Annotated in this window: 12 protein-coding genes; 6 read left to right on the top strand and 6 right to left on the bottom strand. The window is 45.4% G+C overall.

The window, feature by feature from the left end:
* Positions 1-77: 77 nt before the first annotated feature.
* From gldN to topA, 6 genes are all read right to left on the bottom strand, one after another.
* A complete protein-coding gene (gene gldN, locus EOO49_RS01325; protein ID WP_290842082.1) occupies positions 78-1,064 on the bottom strand; it encodes a gliding motility protein GldN in 987 nt (328 codons plus the stop codon).
* Between the two features lie 44 nt (positions 1,065-1,108).
* A complete protein-coding gene (gene gldM / locus EOO49_RS01320; RefSeq protein ID WP_290842081.1) occupies positions 1,109-2,650 on the bottom strand; it encodes a gliding motility protein GldM in 1,542 nt (513 codons plus the stop codon).
* Between the two features lie 45 nt (positions 2,651-2,695).
* Entirely contained in the window at positions 2,696-3,328 is a 633-nt protein-coding gene (gene gldL, locus EOO49_RS01315) for a gliding motility protein GldL (protein ID WP_290842080.1), read from the bottom strand.
* Positions 3,329-3,388: 60 nt separating this feature from the next.
* Entirely contained in the window at positions 3,389-4,792 is a 1,404-nt protein-coding gene (gene gldK, locus EOO49_RS01310; RefSeq protein ID WP_290842079.1) for a gliding motility lipoprotein GldK, read from the bottom strand.
* 243 nt (positions 4,793-5,035) lie between these two features.
* A complete protein-coding gene (locus EOO49_RS01305; protein WP_290842078.1) occupies positions 5,036-6,190 on the bottom strand; it encodes a formimidoylglutamase in 1,155 nt (384 codons plus the stop codon).
* Positions 6,191-6,193: 3 nt separating this feature from the next.
* A complete protein-coding gene (gene topA / locus EOO49_RS01300) occupies positions 6,194-8,710 on the bottom strand; it encodes a type I DNA topoisomerase (protein ID WP_290842077.1) in 2,517 nt (838 codons plus the stop codon).
* Positions 8,711-8,917: 207 nt separating this feature from the next.
* Between topA and miaB the strand changes: the two genes are divergently transcribed.
* The 6 genes from miaB to secG all read left to right on the top strand — a co-directional run bounded on the left by miaB (position 8,918) and on the right by secG (position 14,899).
* A complete protein-coding gene (gene miaB / locus EOO49_RS01295) occupies positions 8,918-10,366 on the top strand; it encodes a tRNA (N6-isopentenyl adenosine(37)-C2)-methylthiotransferase MiaB (RefSeq protein ID WP_290842076.1) in 1,449 nt (482 codons plus the stop codon).
* Between the two features lie 62 nt (positions 10,367-10,428).
* Positions 10,429-11,694 carry a sigma-54 dependent transcriptional regulator gene (locus EOO49_RS01290; protein ID WP_290842075.1) on the top strand — a complete coding sequence of 422 codons (1,266 nt, stop codon included), beginning with the start codon at positions 10,429-10,431 and terminating at the stop codon, positions 11,692-11,694.
* Between the two features lie 39 nt (positions 11,695-11,733).
* Entirely contained in the window at positions 11,734-12,606 is an 873-nt protein-coding gene (locus EOO49_RS01285; protein WP_290842074.1) for a hypothetical protein, read from the top strand.
* A 9-nt stretch (positions 12,607-12,615) separates the two neighbouring features.
* A complete protein-coding gene (locus EOO49_RS01280; RefSeq protein ID WP_290842073.1) occupies positions 12,616-13,125 on the top strand; it encodes an LptE family protein in 510 nt (169 codons plus the stop codon).
* A 48-nt stretch (positions 13,126-13,173) separates the two neighbouring features.
* Positions 13,174-14,553: a tetratricopeptide repeat protein gene (locus EOO49_RS01275; protein ID WP_290842072.1), complete on the top strand. Its 1,380-nt coding sequence runs from the start codon at positions 13,174-13,176 to the stop codon at positions 14,551-14,553.
* A 1-nt stretch (position 14,554) separates the two neighbouring features.
* Positions 14,555-14,899, top strand: a complete 345-nt coding sequence (gene secG / locus EOO49_RS01270) for a preprotein translocase subunit SecG (protein ID WP_290842071.1) — start codon at positions 14,555-14,557, stop codon at positions 14,897-14,899.
* Positions 14,900-14,924: the final 25 nt, after the last annotated feature.

Genomic DNA, 14,924 nt, shown 5'->3' with positions numbered 1-14,924 from the left:
AAGCAGAAGAGACAGAAACGTCTGTAAACAAAAAAACCCTCACTAAAAAGCGAGGGTTTTTGTATGATTCAAGAATTTCAGTAATTCCACATATCTTGTTCAAAATCGCGGATCTTGTCTTTGATACGTTCTGACTCCAAAAGTTGCATTTGAGCATTGTCTTTCATGTAGTCGGCAATCTGGCGGTCACCGTAAACGTTCTCTTCTTTGTAGATCTCCCCGCTGAAACGGCGTGAATTCAACAAATGGTCAAACGAGATTGGCATTGCCGAGTTGCGTTCGTTGAAAGCTTTGTGCTCGTGCAAAATCTCGCGGACAGAAGGGAAATACACCCAAAACAATTCAATCGGATCTGCTTTTTCTTTACCAATGTCACGTGCCTCGATGGCAAGTGGACAAATGGCCAACATACGATACTTCATTTCGCCCTGACGTTTGTCGAAATACCAATATCCTTTGATACGGTAACCTTTCACGTCTTGTGGAGTCAATTCAGTCTTGTTGATGTATTCAGCAGCCAATTGTTTTTGTGCTGGAACCGTTCCGCCTGGCGTAGATGAGATGATACGACCTTTCTTGTCTTTCTTCACGACAGCTTTTGTTGTGCGTGGGAAATACAAGTCGCGGTTGTTGTTAAGTTCATCACGTCCGGCGTCCAACGTATCGATATAAGTAAATACAGACTCCATGTCTTTCAACGTTTTCTTTGTGTTGAAATACTCGTCAGCATAAACCTCAGTGATCTTACCGTTTTGGATATTGGCAAGCAAAACATTGAACAAAGAACGTCTGTCTTTACCGATGTTCGCCGTATCTACCGGATAGTACATCGGAAAGTTCACACGCTGATCAAGATCAACGTATTCCCAGACTGTCTTACCCATCAGGACGTCGCGATCGTGCACATATCCGTAAGGAAGTGGTTTATCGTTATCGGAAATCATCTGTGCAGGCGTCTTTTTGCCGATTTCATCCGGATTCTTTGCATTGAGCAAGTTAGACTGGCCAAATGAATGACTCGCAGCCGCCGCGCACACTATTACTAAAAGGTTTCTGAGTTTCATGTTTTAACTGTTAAGTTATGTAGGTTAACGGATAACTTAAATTCTTATTGTATTTCGTAAAGCACCGGTGAACATTTCTTGGTTGTTACCGTTGGCGCATTTGTAATTACAGTTTTGATATCGCTGATTGTGATAACGTCACCACGTGTAGCACGAGCCAAAGCCGCTTTACAACGAGAATCAACTTTATCGCCGTTCACGACAACAGCTGCCTGTCCTGGAACTTTGAAAGTAAACTGGGTAACTCTAAAGTCAAGATCGTAAAGGAAGTCTTCCAGTTTCGCAGAAACCGTAGAAACTTCAAGACGAGACTTAGCCCCTTTGGAATCCCCAATTTGACCACCGATCGCTCCTTGAGGTCCAGGAATGTTTTTGATACGGAACACTTTTCTGTCAGTGACAGATTTTCCGTCAGACATCTTAGCGTTTACGTTAACTGTAACTTCTGTTCCACTTCCTGGGTTAAGGTTGTATTTACCTTTTCCACCAGCACTTGACAAACCTGCAGCAGAAGCTTTTACATCGCTATCAGCAACACCTGAGACAGAGATTGTCATCGGGTTTGGAAGTCCGCGGTATACTACGTTCATTTTATCAGCAGAGATGTTGGCTCCTGAAGGACGTGGCACAACAACATATTTTCCTTCGAATTTCAATGGAACCGGCTTACCGTCTTCAAGGAATGAAAATTCACCAGCGATTTTTTGCTCACCAATAGAACCAGCAGTCATATCAATTACAGCCTGACCATTTTCAATTTTACCTGGACCTTTGAAAGATGTCGGCTTAGTGTTTTCGTCATAACGACCCAAAACAACTTTACCTGTAACCTTCTCGCCTTGGAAATAAGCGTTTTTGTCAAGAACGACCAATGCAGTGTAATTCTTCATTGACGAGGCATCGATTGCAGCTTTACCCAAAAGGTTGTTGTAACTATCAGTTTCGGCCTTTTGAACGTCGTTTTGCCAAGCAGTCAATTTTGCAAGTGAAGCGATTGCCGGGAAGTGCTCGAAATGGTAATTCAAGTACTTTTTAGTAACACCTTCACGGTCTTTCACATCAGCAGTGTTGAACTTTGCTTCGATTTCTTTAACAACCGGAACAAGTTTAGGATTGGAACCAGCAGCCGCTTTCATATCAGCAACATACTTACCCATTTTCTCAACGATCTCTTTCCCTTTTGGAGAATAGCTATCGCTGATAAACCAACCTTCGTCAATTCCGGCTCCTTTATCCATTGACTCGTATGGAAGTTTTCCATCCTTATCAACCTCAACTCCTACAAGAGCGTCTTTTTTCAAAACCTCGATGTAGTCGTAAAAATCTTTAGATATTTTAGCGATTTTATCTGCAGACTTCTTAGCTTCTCCGAACAAACCAGCGTTTTCTGCACCTTTTTGGTCAAGTGTAGCCAACAACTGCTTGTTATTATCGATAGAAGCTTTGTTAGAAGCCTCAAATTTCTCGTTCATCAACCCGAAAGCCGATAGTACTTCTTTTGACATGTTCAATGCCAACATCGCGATGAAAACCAGATACATCAGGTTAATCATCTTTTGTCTAGGGGTTAATTTTCCTCCTGCCATTTTTTGTTTTAGCTAGTTAGTTAAATATTAAAAAATGATCCGGAATTAGTTTCTTCCCATTGCAGACAACATACCTCCGTAAACATTGTTCAATGAAGACAAGTTCGAAGTAAGCGATTGCATTTGATCTTTCAATTTTAGGTTGTTCTCAGCAACTTCCTGGTTGATTTGAGCGTTGCGAGAAGCGCTTTCCAACTGGATTTTATACAAGCTGTTCAATGACTCCAACTGAGCTGCAGCTGTAGTAAGTTCTTCGCTGTATTTCTTTTGAGAAGAGATTGCATCTACCGTAGGAGAAATTCCTTTTGCAGCAGATTCGAAGTTTTTGATGCTACTTCCCAAGCTGGCCATAAGCTCGCCGTCGATTTTAGCTTCTTTCAACAAGTTGTCAAGCTTCTGAGAAAGCAAACCTTGTGCTTCTGTTGGATTTTCAACTTTTTTGTCTTTTGCCTTAGCTTCCCCACCCGCAAGTTCAGGGTAAACCAATGACCAATCGAGATCTTTAGCAACAGGATCGAAAGCAGAAAGACCGAAAATCAACGCCTCAGTACAAAGACCGATAATCAAAAGCGGACCCGCTCCAGGATAGTGCTGGATCTTGAAAAGCGCTCCAACAATTACAACTGCCGCTCCCATACCGTAGCAGAAATTCATCACTTTAGGACTCAATAATGACATAATAATAATTTTTAGTTAGTTAAGTTAATCTACAATTATGTGGTTAAATAATTAAGGTTCTTATCTTTTTGGCGCTTTGCCAGTCAACTGCATACCCATGTAATCTTGTACAGTTCTGAATCCGATGTAGCTTCTGGCCGTGTCAGCATACTCGAAATCACGTGTTGAAACCTGAAGGAAGTAAGCGACATCTTTCCAAGAACCACCGCGAACTACTTTACGCATGTTGGTTTGGTCGCCTACTGTTGGGTTCATTGTCGAAACATACTCATAAGCTGCAGGATCGTAAGAAGAATCAGTCCACTCCGAGACGTTACCAGCCATGTTATACAAGTTGAATCCGTTTGGCTCGTAAGATTTTGCCTCTACAGTGTAAAGCGCTTGATCTGCCGCGTAATCCCCACGGTTTGGCTTGAAGTTAGCCAAGTAACAGCCGCGGTCATTCTTCGTGTAAGGACCACCCCAAGGGTAAGATCCTGACTCAAGACCACCACGAGCAGAATATTCCCACTCAGCTTCTGTAGGCAAACGGAAAGAGTTGATAAGATCTCTTCCTTTTTTAGTCTTGATGTAAGCATTCTTGTTCAAAGTTCTCCAAGCACAAAACGCTTTAGCTTGCTTCCAGGTAACACCCACTACAGGATACTCGCTGTAAGCCTGGTGCCAAAAGTAATCGTTGTGCATCGGCTCATTATAAGAGTAAGCGAAATCTTTGATCCACACAGTTGTATCTGGATAAACTTTAACCTGCTCATTCTTAATAAACTGACTGCGTTTTCCTACTTTCGCCTTAGCAGCAGCCTGGATATCCATCCAAGAATAACGGAATTTCAATTTGTTCACATCTACAGTGCGCAAACCGTTGAACGATTCCGCAACCGGCAGATACATACTGTCCATTACCTCAGTGTAGTACTCATCAGGATACTTGCTCGTATCGTTGATCAGTTTTACTTTTTTGTTAAGCCTTCTTCCCGCATATGGATCTTCAGAAGTACCTTGGCTGTAGTAATTCTCGAACATATACTTTTCGTAAGGCGTCATTTTCGCTGGATCGGCATCGTTGAAAGCGAAATCGCTGATACCTTTTCCATTGCTCTTTCCGCCACCGCCACCGGCAGTGCTTCCACCACCAACCTCGTCGGCAAGGATCGCAAGACGCACACGAATCGTAGAGTCTTTTACCCATTCCACAAACTGGCGGTATTCGCTATTTGTTATTTCAGTTTCATCCATGTAAAATGAACGAACAGTTACCGTCTTAGTAGGCGCATCCTGAATATTCGCCAAATCGTCATCCGATTTACCCATGATGAACGAACCTCCAGGAATCAAAACCATCCCGTAAGGTTTCTCCGGATGCCACTTCTTCCCTTTCACCCCAACGAGCTCACCTTTGCCGTTGTTCGAGCCGCAGCTTGCCAAAAGAGCGAAAAATGCTGTGAATGCAACGAATTTCTTCATATAAATTTGGGTTATGTGTGTTTTCTTTTTTAAGGGCGTAAACCTATCTATAATTTTTTAAAAAAACAATAAATAATTCTAAAATTTCTTTGACGTTTCAAATGTAGAATTATACTTCAGAATAAAAAAATATTTCATCGACAAAATGCATAATAATATCGATAAAATACACTTTAATTCAATTTCTGTAAGTAAAATCTCACGAAAACGTTTTAGTTACATCTTTAACTGACAATGTTACACTTACACAATATTCTTACGTTGTGCCTTCCACCATCGCTCTGGCATTTCCTGGTTACAAGCAGCCAGATATTCATCATACGAACATGGTAATAACGTGTTTCTTTTTAATTTATTATTAACATTTGAAATAAACGGAATTTCGATCCACCAACGATCTGTTCGGTCGCTTTTGTAGAATACGATTTCATCATCTTCCGAGGTAACTATATATTTAAGGTAGGATTCTTTGCTTCCGAAAGGATACTCATTCGAGCGATATTGCACACCCTCGACAAAGTACCAAACTATCTGTGCAATAAGCGGCGCCTCGTGTTTCGACCCGTGGTGACCGAAGATACCAAATGCGCTGACCTTATCGCTGATTCCGGCGTAACGCGCCAGCGAACAAATCTCTTTTCCGTCAAAACCGTTTGGCACGAAATGGCTCATGTTGCCCGACGCCGATGATTTCACCGCCTCAAGATCCAAACTAACCAAATCAGTGTCGCGCATAACGGGCTCGGCTAATGTCAGGTTGTTCGAAACTTCACCCAACCTGTAAGCGTCGAAAAACAACTTGTCGATCAGGTCGATTTCTTCCTGCGAATTATAATAGGTCTGATACCCCAAATTCGAATAATTGAAAAGGTTGTTCGGCTCATCGACGACAATACGCGACAAATAAGAATGTGCCGGAACCGCATCATTTTCCCCTTTTCCAAAATCGAACCGGCTGTCGATCGCAGTCAAGTTCACCATTTGTTCCAGCTCGTCGTAGGCACGATAGATTGAGTAGGTCAAATCCTGGCTTCCGCCGATTATCACCGGAATGATTCGCCTCTTGATCAATCCGGCGCAGGCTTTCTGCAAAGCATAATAGGTGTCCGACAAAGATTCACCCGCGACGATATTTCCCAAATCGGCAATAGCTACGCCCCAATTTCCGGGGAAAAGCGAATAAAGCTCCTTTCGGAAATGAAAAAGGTCCGTTTCAGTTGTTACCGAACCGGACCCGCGATTTTCATAAACGCCCAAAATGGCGATTCTGATGCTATCGAGGTCAGGAAAATCCTCCTCTGTGTGAAAAGTCACTTTGCTCCCAAGATGCTGGCTCGACAATTTTCCTACGAATTCCAGCACATTGTCTTCCACGGGAGACAAAAAATCAAATTCCATATTTTATTTCTTTTTGGCCACTGCCTTTTTTGTAGTCGCTTTCTTAGCTGCCGGTTTCTTGGCAGCCGTTTTTTTGGCCGGAGTTTTCGCAGCGATCATTTCCTTGACCTGTTCCAAAGTCATGTTTTCGGGATTCGCATCCTTGCCAAGCTCGATCTTGATCTTGCCTTTGGTAATCACCGATCTTCCCCAACGCGCTTTCTCGACCTTGATTCCTTCGTCTTCCCAATTGTGGATCACCTTGTCCTCGTCTTTCTGAAGTTTGTCGATGATCAGATTATCGACATCAGATTGCGTCAAGGCATCGAAGTTGTATTTTTTGTTGACGTTGATGAACATGCTGTTCCATTTGATGAAAGGCCCAAAACGACCTACTCCTTTTTGGACAGGCAATCCGTCGTACATCGCAATCGGAGCATCGGCTTTATTTTTCTCGTCGATGAGTTCGATGGCTCTGGCCGAAGTCACGTCAAGCGGATTTTCACCTTTCGGAAGTGAGATGAACGTTTTCCCGAATCTCACATAAGGCCCAAAACGACCGTTATTCACTTCGACTTCTTCGCCGTTGTATGTTCCGAGGCTTTTCGGAAGCAGGAACAAATCGAGCGCTTCTTCAAAACTGATGTTCGAAATATTCTGGTCAGACATCAAACTTGCGAACTGCTTGTTCTCGTCATCGGCTTCACCAATTTGCGCCATCGGACCGAATTTGCCCAAACGGACACTGACCTGCTTGCCGCTTTTCGGATCGATCCCAAGAATCCTTTCGCCACTCTCGCGCTCAGCGTTTTCCTCGACTTCTTTCACATTCGGATGAAAACGACTGTAGAATTCGGCCATCATTTTTCCCCAACTGCGATTTCCCTCGGCAATCTCATCGAAATCTTCCTCGACTTTCGCCGTGAAATTGTAGTCCATGATCGCCTCGAAGTTCTTTACCAAAAAGTCGGTTACGATCGTTCCGATGTCGGTCGGGACAAGTTTTCCTTTGTCCGAACCCGTATTTTCAGTCAGCGTCTTTTCCTGGATTTTGCCCGATTGCAAAACCAGTTGTTGGTATTTGCGCTCGACGCCGTCCATATTTCCTTTCTCGACATAAGTCCTGTTGATGATCGTGGAAATCGTCGGAGCATAAGTCGAAGGACGACCGATTCCCAATTCTTCCAATTTCTTCACCAAAGAAGCTTCTGTATATCGAGCCGACGGACGCGTATATTTTTCAGTCGCCGTAATCAACTCATTGCGCAAGCCCTCGCCCACTCTCAAAGCCGGCAACATGCCTTCCGTTTCCTCTTCCTCGTCGTCGTGTCCTTCGAGATAGACTTTCAAAAAGCCCTCGAATTTCAAAACTTCACCCGAAGCGATAAAGTTGTCATTGTGATTGTTGGCCGAAATCGTGACGTTCGTGCGTTCCAATTCGGCATCGCTCATTTGCGAGGCAAGCGTTCTTTTCCAGATCAGATCGTACAGACGCGATTGATCGCGGTCGCCGGTGATCGAATGTCTCGACATGTCCGTCGGGCGGATCGCTTCGTGAGCTTCCTGAGCGCCTTTCGACTTGGTCACGAAATTTCTCGGTCTCGAAAATTCCTTTCCGTAAGACGAAATGATCTCGTTTTTTGCAGCTTCTGACGCTTCCGCGGATAAATTCACGCTGTCGGTTCTCATGTAAGTGATGAGTCCGGCTTCATACAGACGCTGTGCAACCTGCATCGTGATTCCGACTGGCATATAAAGTTTACGCGCCGATTCCTGTTGCAAGGTCGAAGTCGTAAACGGAGCCGCCGGAGATTTTTTGGCCGGTTTGGTCTCAAGGTCGGCTACCTTGTATTGTGATCCGATGTTTTTCGAAAGGAAATCCTCGGCTTCTTTTCTGGTTCCGAAGTTTTTAGGAATGCGGGCTTTCACTGTTTTCCCGGCTTCGTTCGTAAATTCGGCCGTGACCGAAAACGAAGCGACAGGAGTAAAATTCTGGATGTCGCGTTCTCTTTCGACAATCAACCGAACCGCCACGGATTGCACGCGTCCGGCAGAAAGTCCGCCTTTGACTTTTCGCCACAAAACGGGAGAAAGCTCGTATCCGACCAAACGGTCAAGCACGCGTCTTGCCTGTTGCGCATCGACCAAATCATAATTGATCGACCGCGGATTGTCAATCGCTTTCAGGATCGCCGTCTTGGTAATCTCATGAAAAACGATTCTTTTCGTCTTTGATTTGTCGAGTTTCAGTTCTTCCGCCAAGTGCCAGGAAATGGCCTCTCCTTCGCGGTCCTCATCGGAAGCCAACCAAACCGTCTCTGCAGTTTTGGACAAATCCCTGAGTTTTTTGACCAGCGCTTTCTTGTCTGGTGAAACTTCATACTTAGGTTTGAAGCCGTTTTCCACATCGACGCCAATTTCCTTTGAAGGAAGATCGGCGATGTGCCCGTAACTCGATTCTACCTGAAAATCCTTCCCGAGGAACTTCTCGATAGTCTTGGCCTTTGCAGGCGACTCCACAATCACTAAGTTCTTTGCCATACCGTTTTTCGTTTGGCGCAAAAGTAGGTGAAAATTTTAAATATCGCACTTTAGTCGTTTTTGACATTTTCCACAGGCGGCAATTCTGATTCTACCTTAATATATATAGGTGTGATTCTCACCGGATAAATCTCTGTTAAATCACGAACTGACATCTTGTCACTATTATCATTTTTCGCGTATCTTTGCCGACCTATTTAAGCCTTTATGGAAAAGATTATTGAGGAAAGCAAACAAGGTGAAAGCCTCGTCCTGGAACAAAAGCCCGAGAATACGAAAAAACTTTTCATCGAAAGTTACGGTTGTCAGATGAACTTCAGCGACAGCGAGATCGTGGCCTCGATCCTTCACGGACAAGGTTATAACACGACCCAAAACCTCGAAGACGCCGATCTTGTATTGGTGAATACGTGCTCGATCCGCGACAAAGCCGAACAGACCGTTCGCAAGCGCCTCGAAAAATACAATGCCGTAAAAAGCATCAATCCGGGAATGAAGGTGGGCGTTTTGGGCTGTATGGCCGAACGTCTCAAATCGAAATTCCTCGAGGAAGAAAAAATCGTCGATCTTGTCGTCGGGCCTGATGCTTATAAAGACTTGCCGAATTTGCTGGCAGAAGTCGAAGAAGGACGCGACGCAATAAACGTGATTCTTTCAAAGGAAGAAACTTACGGAGACATTTCACCAGTTCGTTTGAACAGCAATGGCGTAACGGCTTTCGTTTCGATCACGCGCGGATGCGACAATATGTGTACTTTTTGCGTAGTTCCGTTTACACGCGGACGCGAAAGAAGCCGCGATCCGCAAAGCATCATGGACGAAATCGCCGATCTGCATTCGAAAAACTTCAAGGAAATCACACTGTTGGGACAGAACGTCGACAGCTATTTATGGTACGGCGGCGGACTCAAGAAAGATTACGACAAAGCCACCGACATGCAAAAAGCGACAGCCGTCGACTTCGCACAATTGCTCGATATGGCTGCCACGACTTACCCGAAGATGCGATTTCGATTTTCGACCTCGAATCCGCAAGACATGCACGAGGAAGTTCTGCACGTGATCGCCAAACACCACAACGTCTGCAAGTACGTCCATTTGCCGGTTCAGTCGGGAAGCACGAGAATCCTAAAGGAAATGAACCGCCAACATTCGCGCGAAGAATACATGGCCTTGATCGACAAAATCAGGTCGATTATCCCGAACTGCGCCATTTCACAAGATATGATCACGGGTTTTCCGACAGAAACCGAACAAGATCACCAAGATACATTGTCATTGATGCAATACGTGAATTACGATTACGGATTCATGTTCGCCTATTCCGAAAGACCGGGAACGCTGGCCGCGAGAAAACTCGAAGACGACATTCCCGAGGAAACGAAGAAACGCCGTCTGGCCGAAATCGTGGCGTTGCAGCGCGAACTTTCATTGAATTGCACGCAAGCTTTCGTGGGACAGATCGTCGAAGTCCTGATCGAGAAAGAATCGCATCGCTCCGATAAACACTGGAGCGGACGAAATTCCCAGAATACGGTAGTGGTTTTCCCCAAAGAAAATTACAAAGCCGGAGATTTCGTTTTGGTTCGCATCGATTCTTGCACCAGCGCGACTTTGATAGGAGAAGCGATCGGCTTTTCTGAAAGAATGCAATAACGACAAGATTCGGAACAACTAACTCAGGCACTTTCGCACTCAGGCACTCAGGCACTCAAACCATGGAATCAGTACAAGCCATAAAACAACGCTTCGAGATCATCGGGAACGACCCGAAACTCAACCGCGCCATCGAAAAAGCGATCCAGGTTGCTCCGACGGATATTTCCGTTCTAGTCACTGGTGAAAGTGGCGTCGGGAAAGAAGCGATCCCGAAAATCATCCACGCGCTTTCGCATCGAAAACACGGGAAATACATCGCCGTGAACTGCGGTGCGATTCCGGAAGGCACGATCGACTCGGAACTTTTCGGACACGAAAAAGGTGCGTTTACGGGCGCAACTTCCACACGTGAAGGTTATTTCGAAGTGGCCGACGGCGGAACGATTTTCCTCGACGAAGTTGGAGAATTGCCATTGACGACACAAGTTCGCCTGTTGCGCGTTCTCGAAAATGGCGAATTCATCAAGGTCGGATCGAGCCAAGTGCAAAAAACCAACGTGAGAATCGTCGCCGCGACCAACGTGAAAATGTCCGAAGCGATTGCCAAAGGCCGTTTCCGCGAAGATTTGTACTACAGATTGAGTACTGTCGAAATCCACCTTCCGCCTTTGAGAGAGCGAAACGAGGACATTCACCTATTGTTCCGCAAGTTCGCCGCCGATTTCGGCCACAAATACAAAATGCCGCCAATCCGTCTTGACGATCCGGCTGTTCAGAGTTTGGTGCGTTATCGCTGGGGCGGAAATATCCGTCAATTGCGGAATATAGCCGAACAGATTTCGGTTTTGGAGACCACAAGAGATATTTCGGGTGCGACACTGACTTCTTATTTGCCTACGGCCGACGGTTCGAGCAATCTTCCCTCGGTGATTCCCGACAAGAAATCCGACAGCGATTTTTCTACCGAAAGGGAAATCCTGTACAAGGTTTTGTTCGATATGAAAAACGATTTGAACGACCTCAAAAAACTGACCTTGGAACTCATGAAAGACGGAGGCGAAAAAGTGCAGGAAGATCATTCCGGCCTAATTCGGAAAATCTACGGAAATCCTGACGAGGACGACTTCGAATTCGAGCAACAACATCACGTTTCATTGCTTCCGAACCAAAAAACGCCTGTCGTCGCCGCTCCAAGCCGAGACGAAGAGTATGATTTTGCCGAAACCGTCGAGGAAGAAGAACCGCTTCGTTTGGAACAGAAGGAAATCGAGATGATCAAAAAGGCTTTGCAACGCAACAAAGGCAAGCGAAAGGCCGCTGCGACCGAACTCGGAATTTCGGAAAGAACGCTGTACAGAAAAATCAAACAGTTTGATTTGGAATAAGTTCGCTACATTTAACGAATGCACCAAAACCTTCAAACCATGAAAAACGCCTTACTTTTCCTGTTCTCGATTCTCGTTTTTTCGTCTTGTTCCGATGATGATCAGGGAACGACTCCGGATGTTCAGCAAAACGATCCGACGTTGCTTGCAATGGCTGTTTTCAATCCTGGCGCAACGAATGAAACGCATTGGAAATTCGACGATGACGGCATTCTCACAGACATCACTTCGGCAAACGGAACTGTTTTGAAACACTTCGAATACGATTCCCAAGGCAGGCTTACGCAGGCGAATTTCTTCGGGACGACTCCGGAGAATTTTGTTTTCACATACGATTCGAACAACCGCATCGCATCGGTAAACGGAATGGTGTTCACATACAACACGACTTCGGGAACTTACATCCAGGATTTTGAAGATCCGATAGTTGGTGCGGAATTCGATTATTTCGACCGATACGAATTCAATGTCGACGCCAGCGGACGTTTGGTTTCGGAAGTTGGGATTTACCTTTCATCTGACGGAAATTACGATACTGCGGGCGCGAATGCAGCTTACCAAAACGCCAACACGGTTTCGCTTTGGTCTTACGGAGGCGATTCGAGTGAAGGTTACACTTACGACAGCCACAACAATCCGCTGAAAGCCGCGACTGACGCCATAAGACGTGCCTTTGCAGTGACGCATTTCGGAAGTTATCACGACAAATTTCTCGGCGGAATGTATTCTTCGGGAAACAATCCTGTTACACAACATTACGCTTCCGAAGATCCGGAATCGCACGAATTTGAATACGAATACAACGCCAACGGATTGCCTTTTTCTTGTGTGTTGAAAAACTTCTACCTCGGAAATCCCGATGGCCAGGCGCAATACATCAACTATTATTATCAGGGCGACGTGCAACCGTAGCCAATTTCTATGAAAAATCTCAAATCGCTTCTTTTTCTTTTGCCGGTTTTCGTTTTGCTTAACGGATGTTCGGTCAATTACAACTTCACCGGAGCCAAGCCAATCGACGCCAAGACGTTCCAGGTGAATTATTTCCAGAACACCTCTGAGCTGATCGAGCCCGGAATCGACCGTACGTTCACTTTGGCGCTCCAGGATCTGATCCAGAACCAGACGAATCTCGTGCTGACGAATCAAGGCGGTGAACTCGTTTACGAAGGTGAGATCACCGACTACCGCATCACGCCAATGACCGCGACCGCTGACCAGAGAGCTGCCCAAAACAGACTCACGATTACGGTAATGGTGCGATTCACGAACAAGAAAAAAGAAGAGGACAATTTCGAGAAACGCTTTTCGTTCTTTTACGACTTTCCGGCCACGACACAATTGACCGGCCCGACGCTAAGCACGGCGCTTGACGAGATTTTCACGCGTATCACACAAGACATTTTCAACGACTCATTGGCCAAATGGTAAATCGCCGTTCTCGCCAATTTGACTAAATTTCGCCATTAAACACTCGCATTGAACGCATCCGATTATACCTATCTGCTCAATCATCCCGAAACGATGAACGAGAAACGCACCGACGAACTCGACAAGATCGTCACGGAATTCCCGTATTTCCAAAGTGCGCGCGCCTTGCGACTCAAAGGTTTGTACAACGAAGACAGTTTCCGCTACAATTATGCGTTGAAAGTCGCCGCGGCTTTTACGACAGACCGAAGCGTACTTTTCGACTTCATCACTTCTGACCGTTTCGTGTCGGTAGATCGCGAGGCTTTCCAGAAAAAGCAACAGGAATTGCTCGATATCGAAGTTTCGGAAATCGAGCAAAAACCGTATCTCGAGGAATTGACCGTAGACGAAAGTTTGCGCGCGAGCCTCGACACGGAATTCGTCCGGGTTGAAGAATTGGCTCAGGATTCTCACGAGGAAATGGCGTCCAAAACGACTGCTGTTTCCGAAACCACGGATTCCGAAGTCGAAAATTTAGAATTGTCGAACGGGATTTTGGCTGACGCCGATGTTGATTCAGAAGTGATTTCTGATAATGTTTCGGATTTCGACCTTCAGATTGAAACCCAAATCGCGTCGGAACAACCAATTTCCGAAACGGAAACAGCAGTGGAATCTGACATACGAATCGAATCGGAACTTGAGTCGGAATCGGAACTTGAGTCGGAAACCGCATCTGAGACAGAAACTGAATTTGAGCCGGAAACGGCGGTCGAATCGGAATCTGAAGAAAAACCAGAAAAAGTAGCTTACGATCCGGCGACGAAATCGATCCTAGATTCTATAAAAGAAGCCGAATCTTACGCCAAAAGCCTTGTGGTGGAAGACGTGGAAGAAGTTTCTGCGGAAGCGCATACCGCATCCGAACCCGAAATAATTGCCGAAGAACCGACCGAAATTCCTCAGCAACAAAAGTCGGAAACCGAGGAAAAACTTGAAATCGGGAAACCGCTGGACTTTTCATCGCGCGAAACGCATTCCTTTCATGAATGGCTGCAACTTTCGAAATTTGAACCTATCGTTCGCGACGTCGCGGCGCCGGATATTCCAGAAGCACAGGAAATCGATTCGGACAGCGACGCCTCGGAACTCGATTCAGAGCGGCAAAAAAAAAATGAATTGATCGACAAATTCATAGAGTCGAACGCGAAAATCCCAAAGATGACGCCCGACGCAAAAACGCCATCGTTCATTTTCGAACCCACGCAAGCCGACAATTCCTACCTGATGACAGAGACTTTGGCGCGTGTTTATCTCGAGCAAAAGAAGTATGACAAAGCAATTCAGGCATACGAAATTTTAATTTTGAAATATCCAGAAAAAAACAGTTTCTTTGCAGACCGAATTTTAGATATCAAAAGTTTACAACAAAATAATAAGTTTTAAAATGGCTAATTTCACTATTTTCCTTGTATTGATCACGATCGTTTGCTTCCTGCTCATCGTTGTGATAATGGTACAAAACCCTAAAGGCGGCGGTTTGTCATCTTCTATCGGAGGCGCTCAGATGTTGGGCGGCGTTCAAAAGACGAACGATTTCCTTGACAAAAGCACCTGGACATTGGCAACCGTTCTTATCGTGTTGATCATTTTGTCAAGCTTGAGCTTCAACGGATCGATGGCAGACGAGAACTCGCTTTTGAAAAGCACCGAAACTGCGGCTCCGAAAGCGGCAAGTCCTGCACCTGCAACTCCGGCTGCTCCGGCAACACCGGCCGATACTGCCAAATAATAAGACATTCTTATATGTAAAGTGC

Source organism: Flavobacterium sp., assembly GCF_004295795.1.
Lineage (GTDB): Bacteria > Bacteroidota > Bacteroidia > Flavobacteriales > Flavobacteriaceae > Flavobacterium.
The sequence above is the reverse complement of the archived record's forward strand: the minus strand, read 5'-3'. Positions and strand labels throughout refer to the sequence as shown.

Bases quoted from the DNA above. Each gene is read 5' to 3' on its own strand.
- gldN (WP_290842082.1), bottom strand. From the start codon at position 1,064: ATGAAACTCAGAAACCTTTTAGTAATAGTGTGCGCGGCGGCTGCGAGT.
- gldM (WP_290842081.1), bottom strand. From the start codon at position 2,650: ATGGCAGGAGGAAAATTAACCCCTAGACAAAAGATGATTAACCTGATG.
- gldL (WP_290842080.1), bottom strand. From the start codon at position 3,328: ATGTCATTATTGAGTCCTAAAGTGATGAATTTCTGCTACGGTATGGGA.
- gldK (WP_290842079.1), bottom strand. From the start codon at position 4,792: ATGAAGAAATTCGTTGCATTCACAGCATTTTTCGCTCTTTTGGCAAGC.
- EOO49_RS01305 (WP_290842078.1), bottom strand. From the start codon at position 6,190: ATGGAATTTGATTTTTTGTCTCCCGTGGAAGACAATGTGCTGGAATTC.
- topA (WP_290842077.1), bottom strand. From the start codon at position 8,710: ATGGCAAAGAACTTAGTGATTGTGGAGTCGCCTGCAAAGGCCAAGACT.
- miaB (WP_290842076.1), top strand. From the start codon at position 8,918: ATGGAAAAGATTATTGAGGAAAGCAAACAAGGTGAAAGCCTCGTCCTG.
- EOO49_RS01290 (WP_290842075.1), top strand. From the start codon at position 10,429: ATGGAATCAGTACAAGCCATAAAACAACGCTTCGAGATCATCGGGAAC.
- EOO49_RS01285 (WP_290842074.1), top strand. From the start codon at position 11,734: ATGAAAAACGCCTTACTTTTCCTGTTCTCGATTCTCGTTTTTTCGTCT.
- EOO49_RS01280 (WP_290842073.1), top strand. From the start codon at position 12,616: ATGAAAAATCTCAAATCGCTTCTTTTTCTTTTGCCGGTTTTCGTTTTG.
- secG (WP_290842071.1), top strand. From the start codon at position 14,555: ATGGCTAATTTCACTATTTTCCTTGTATTGATCACGATCGTTTGCTTC.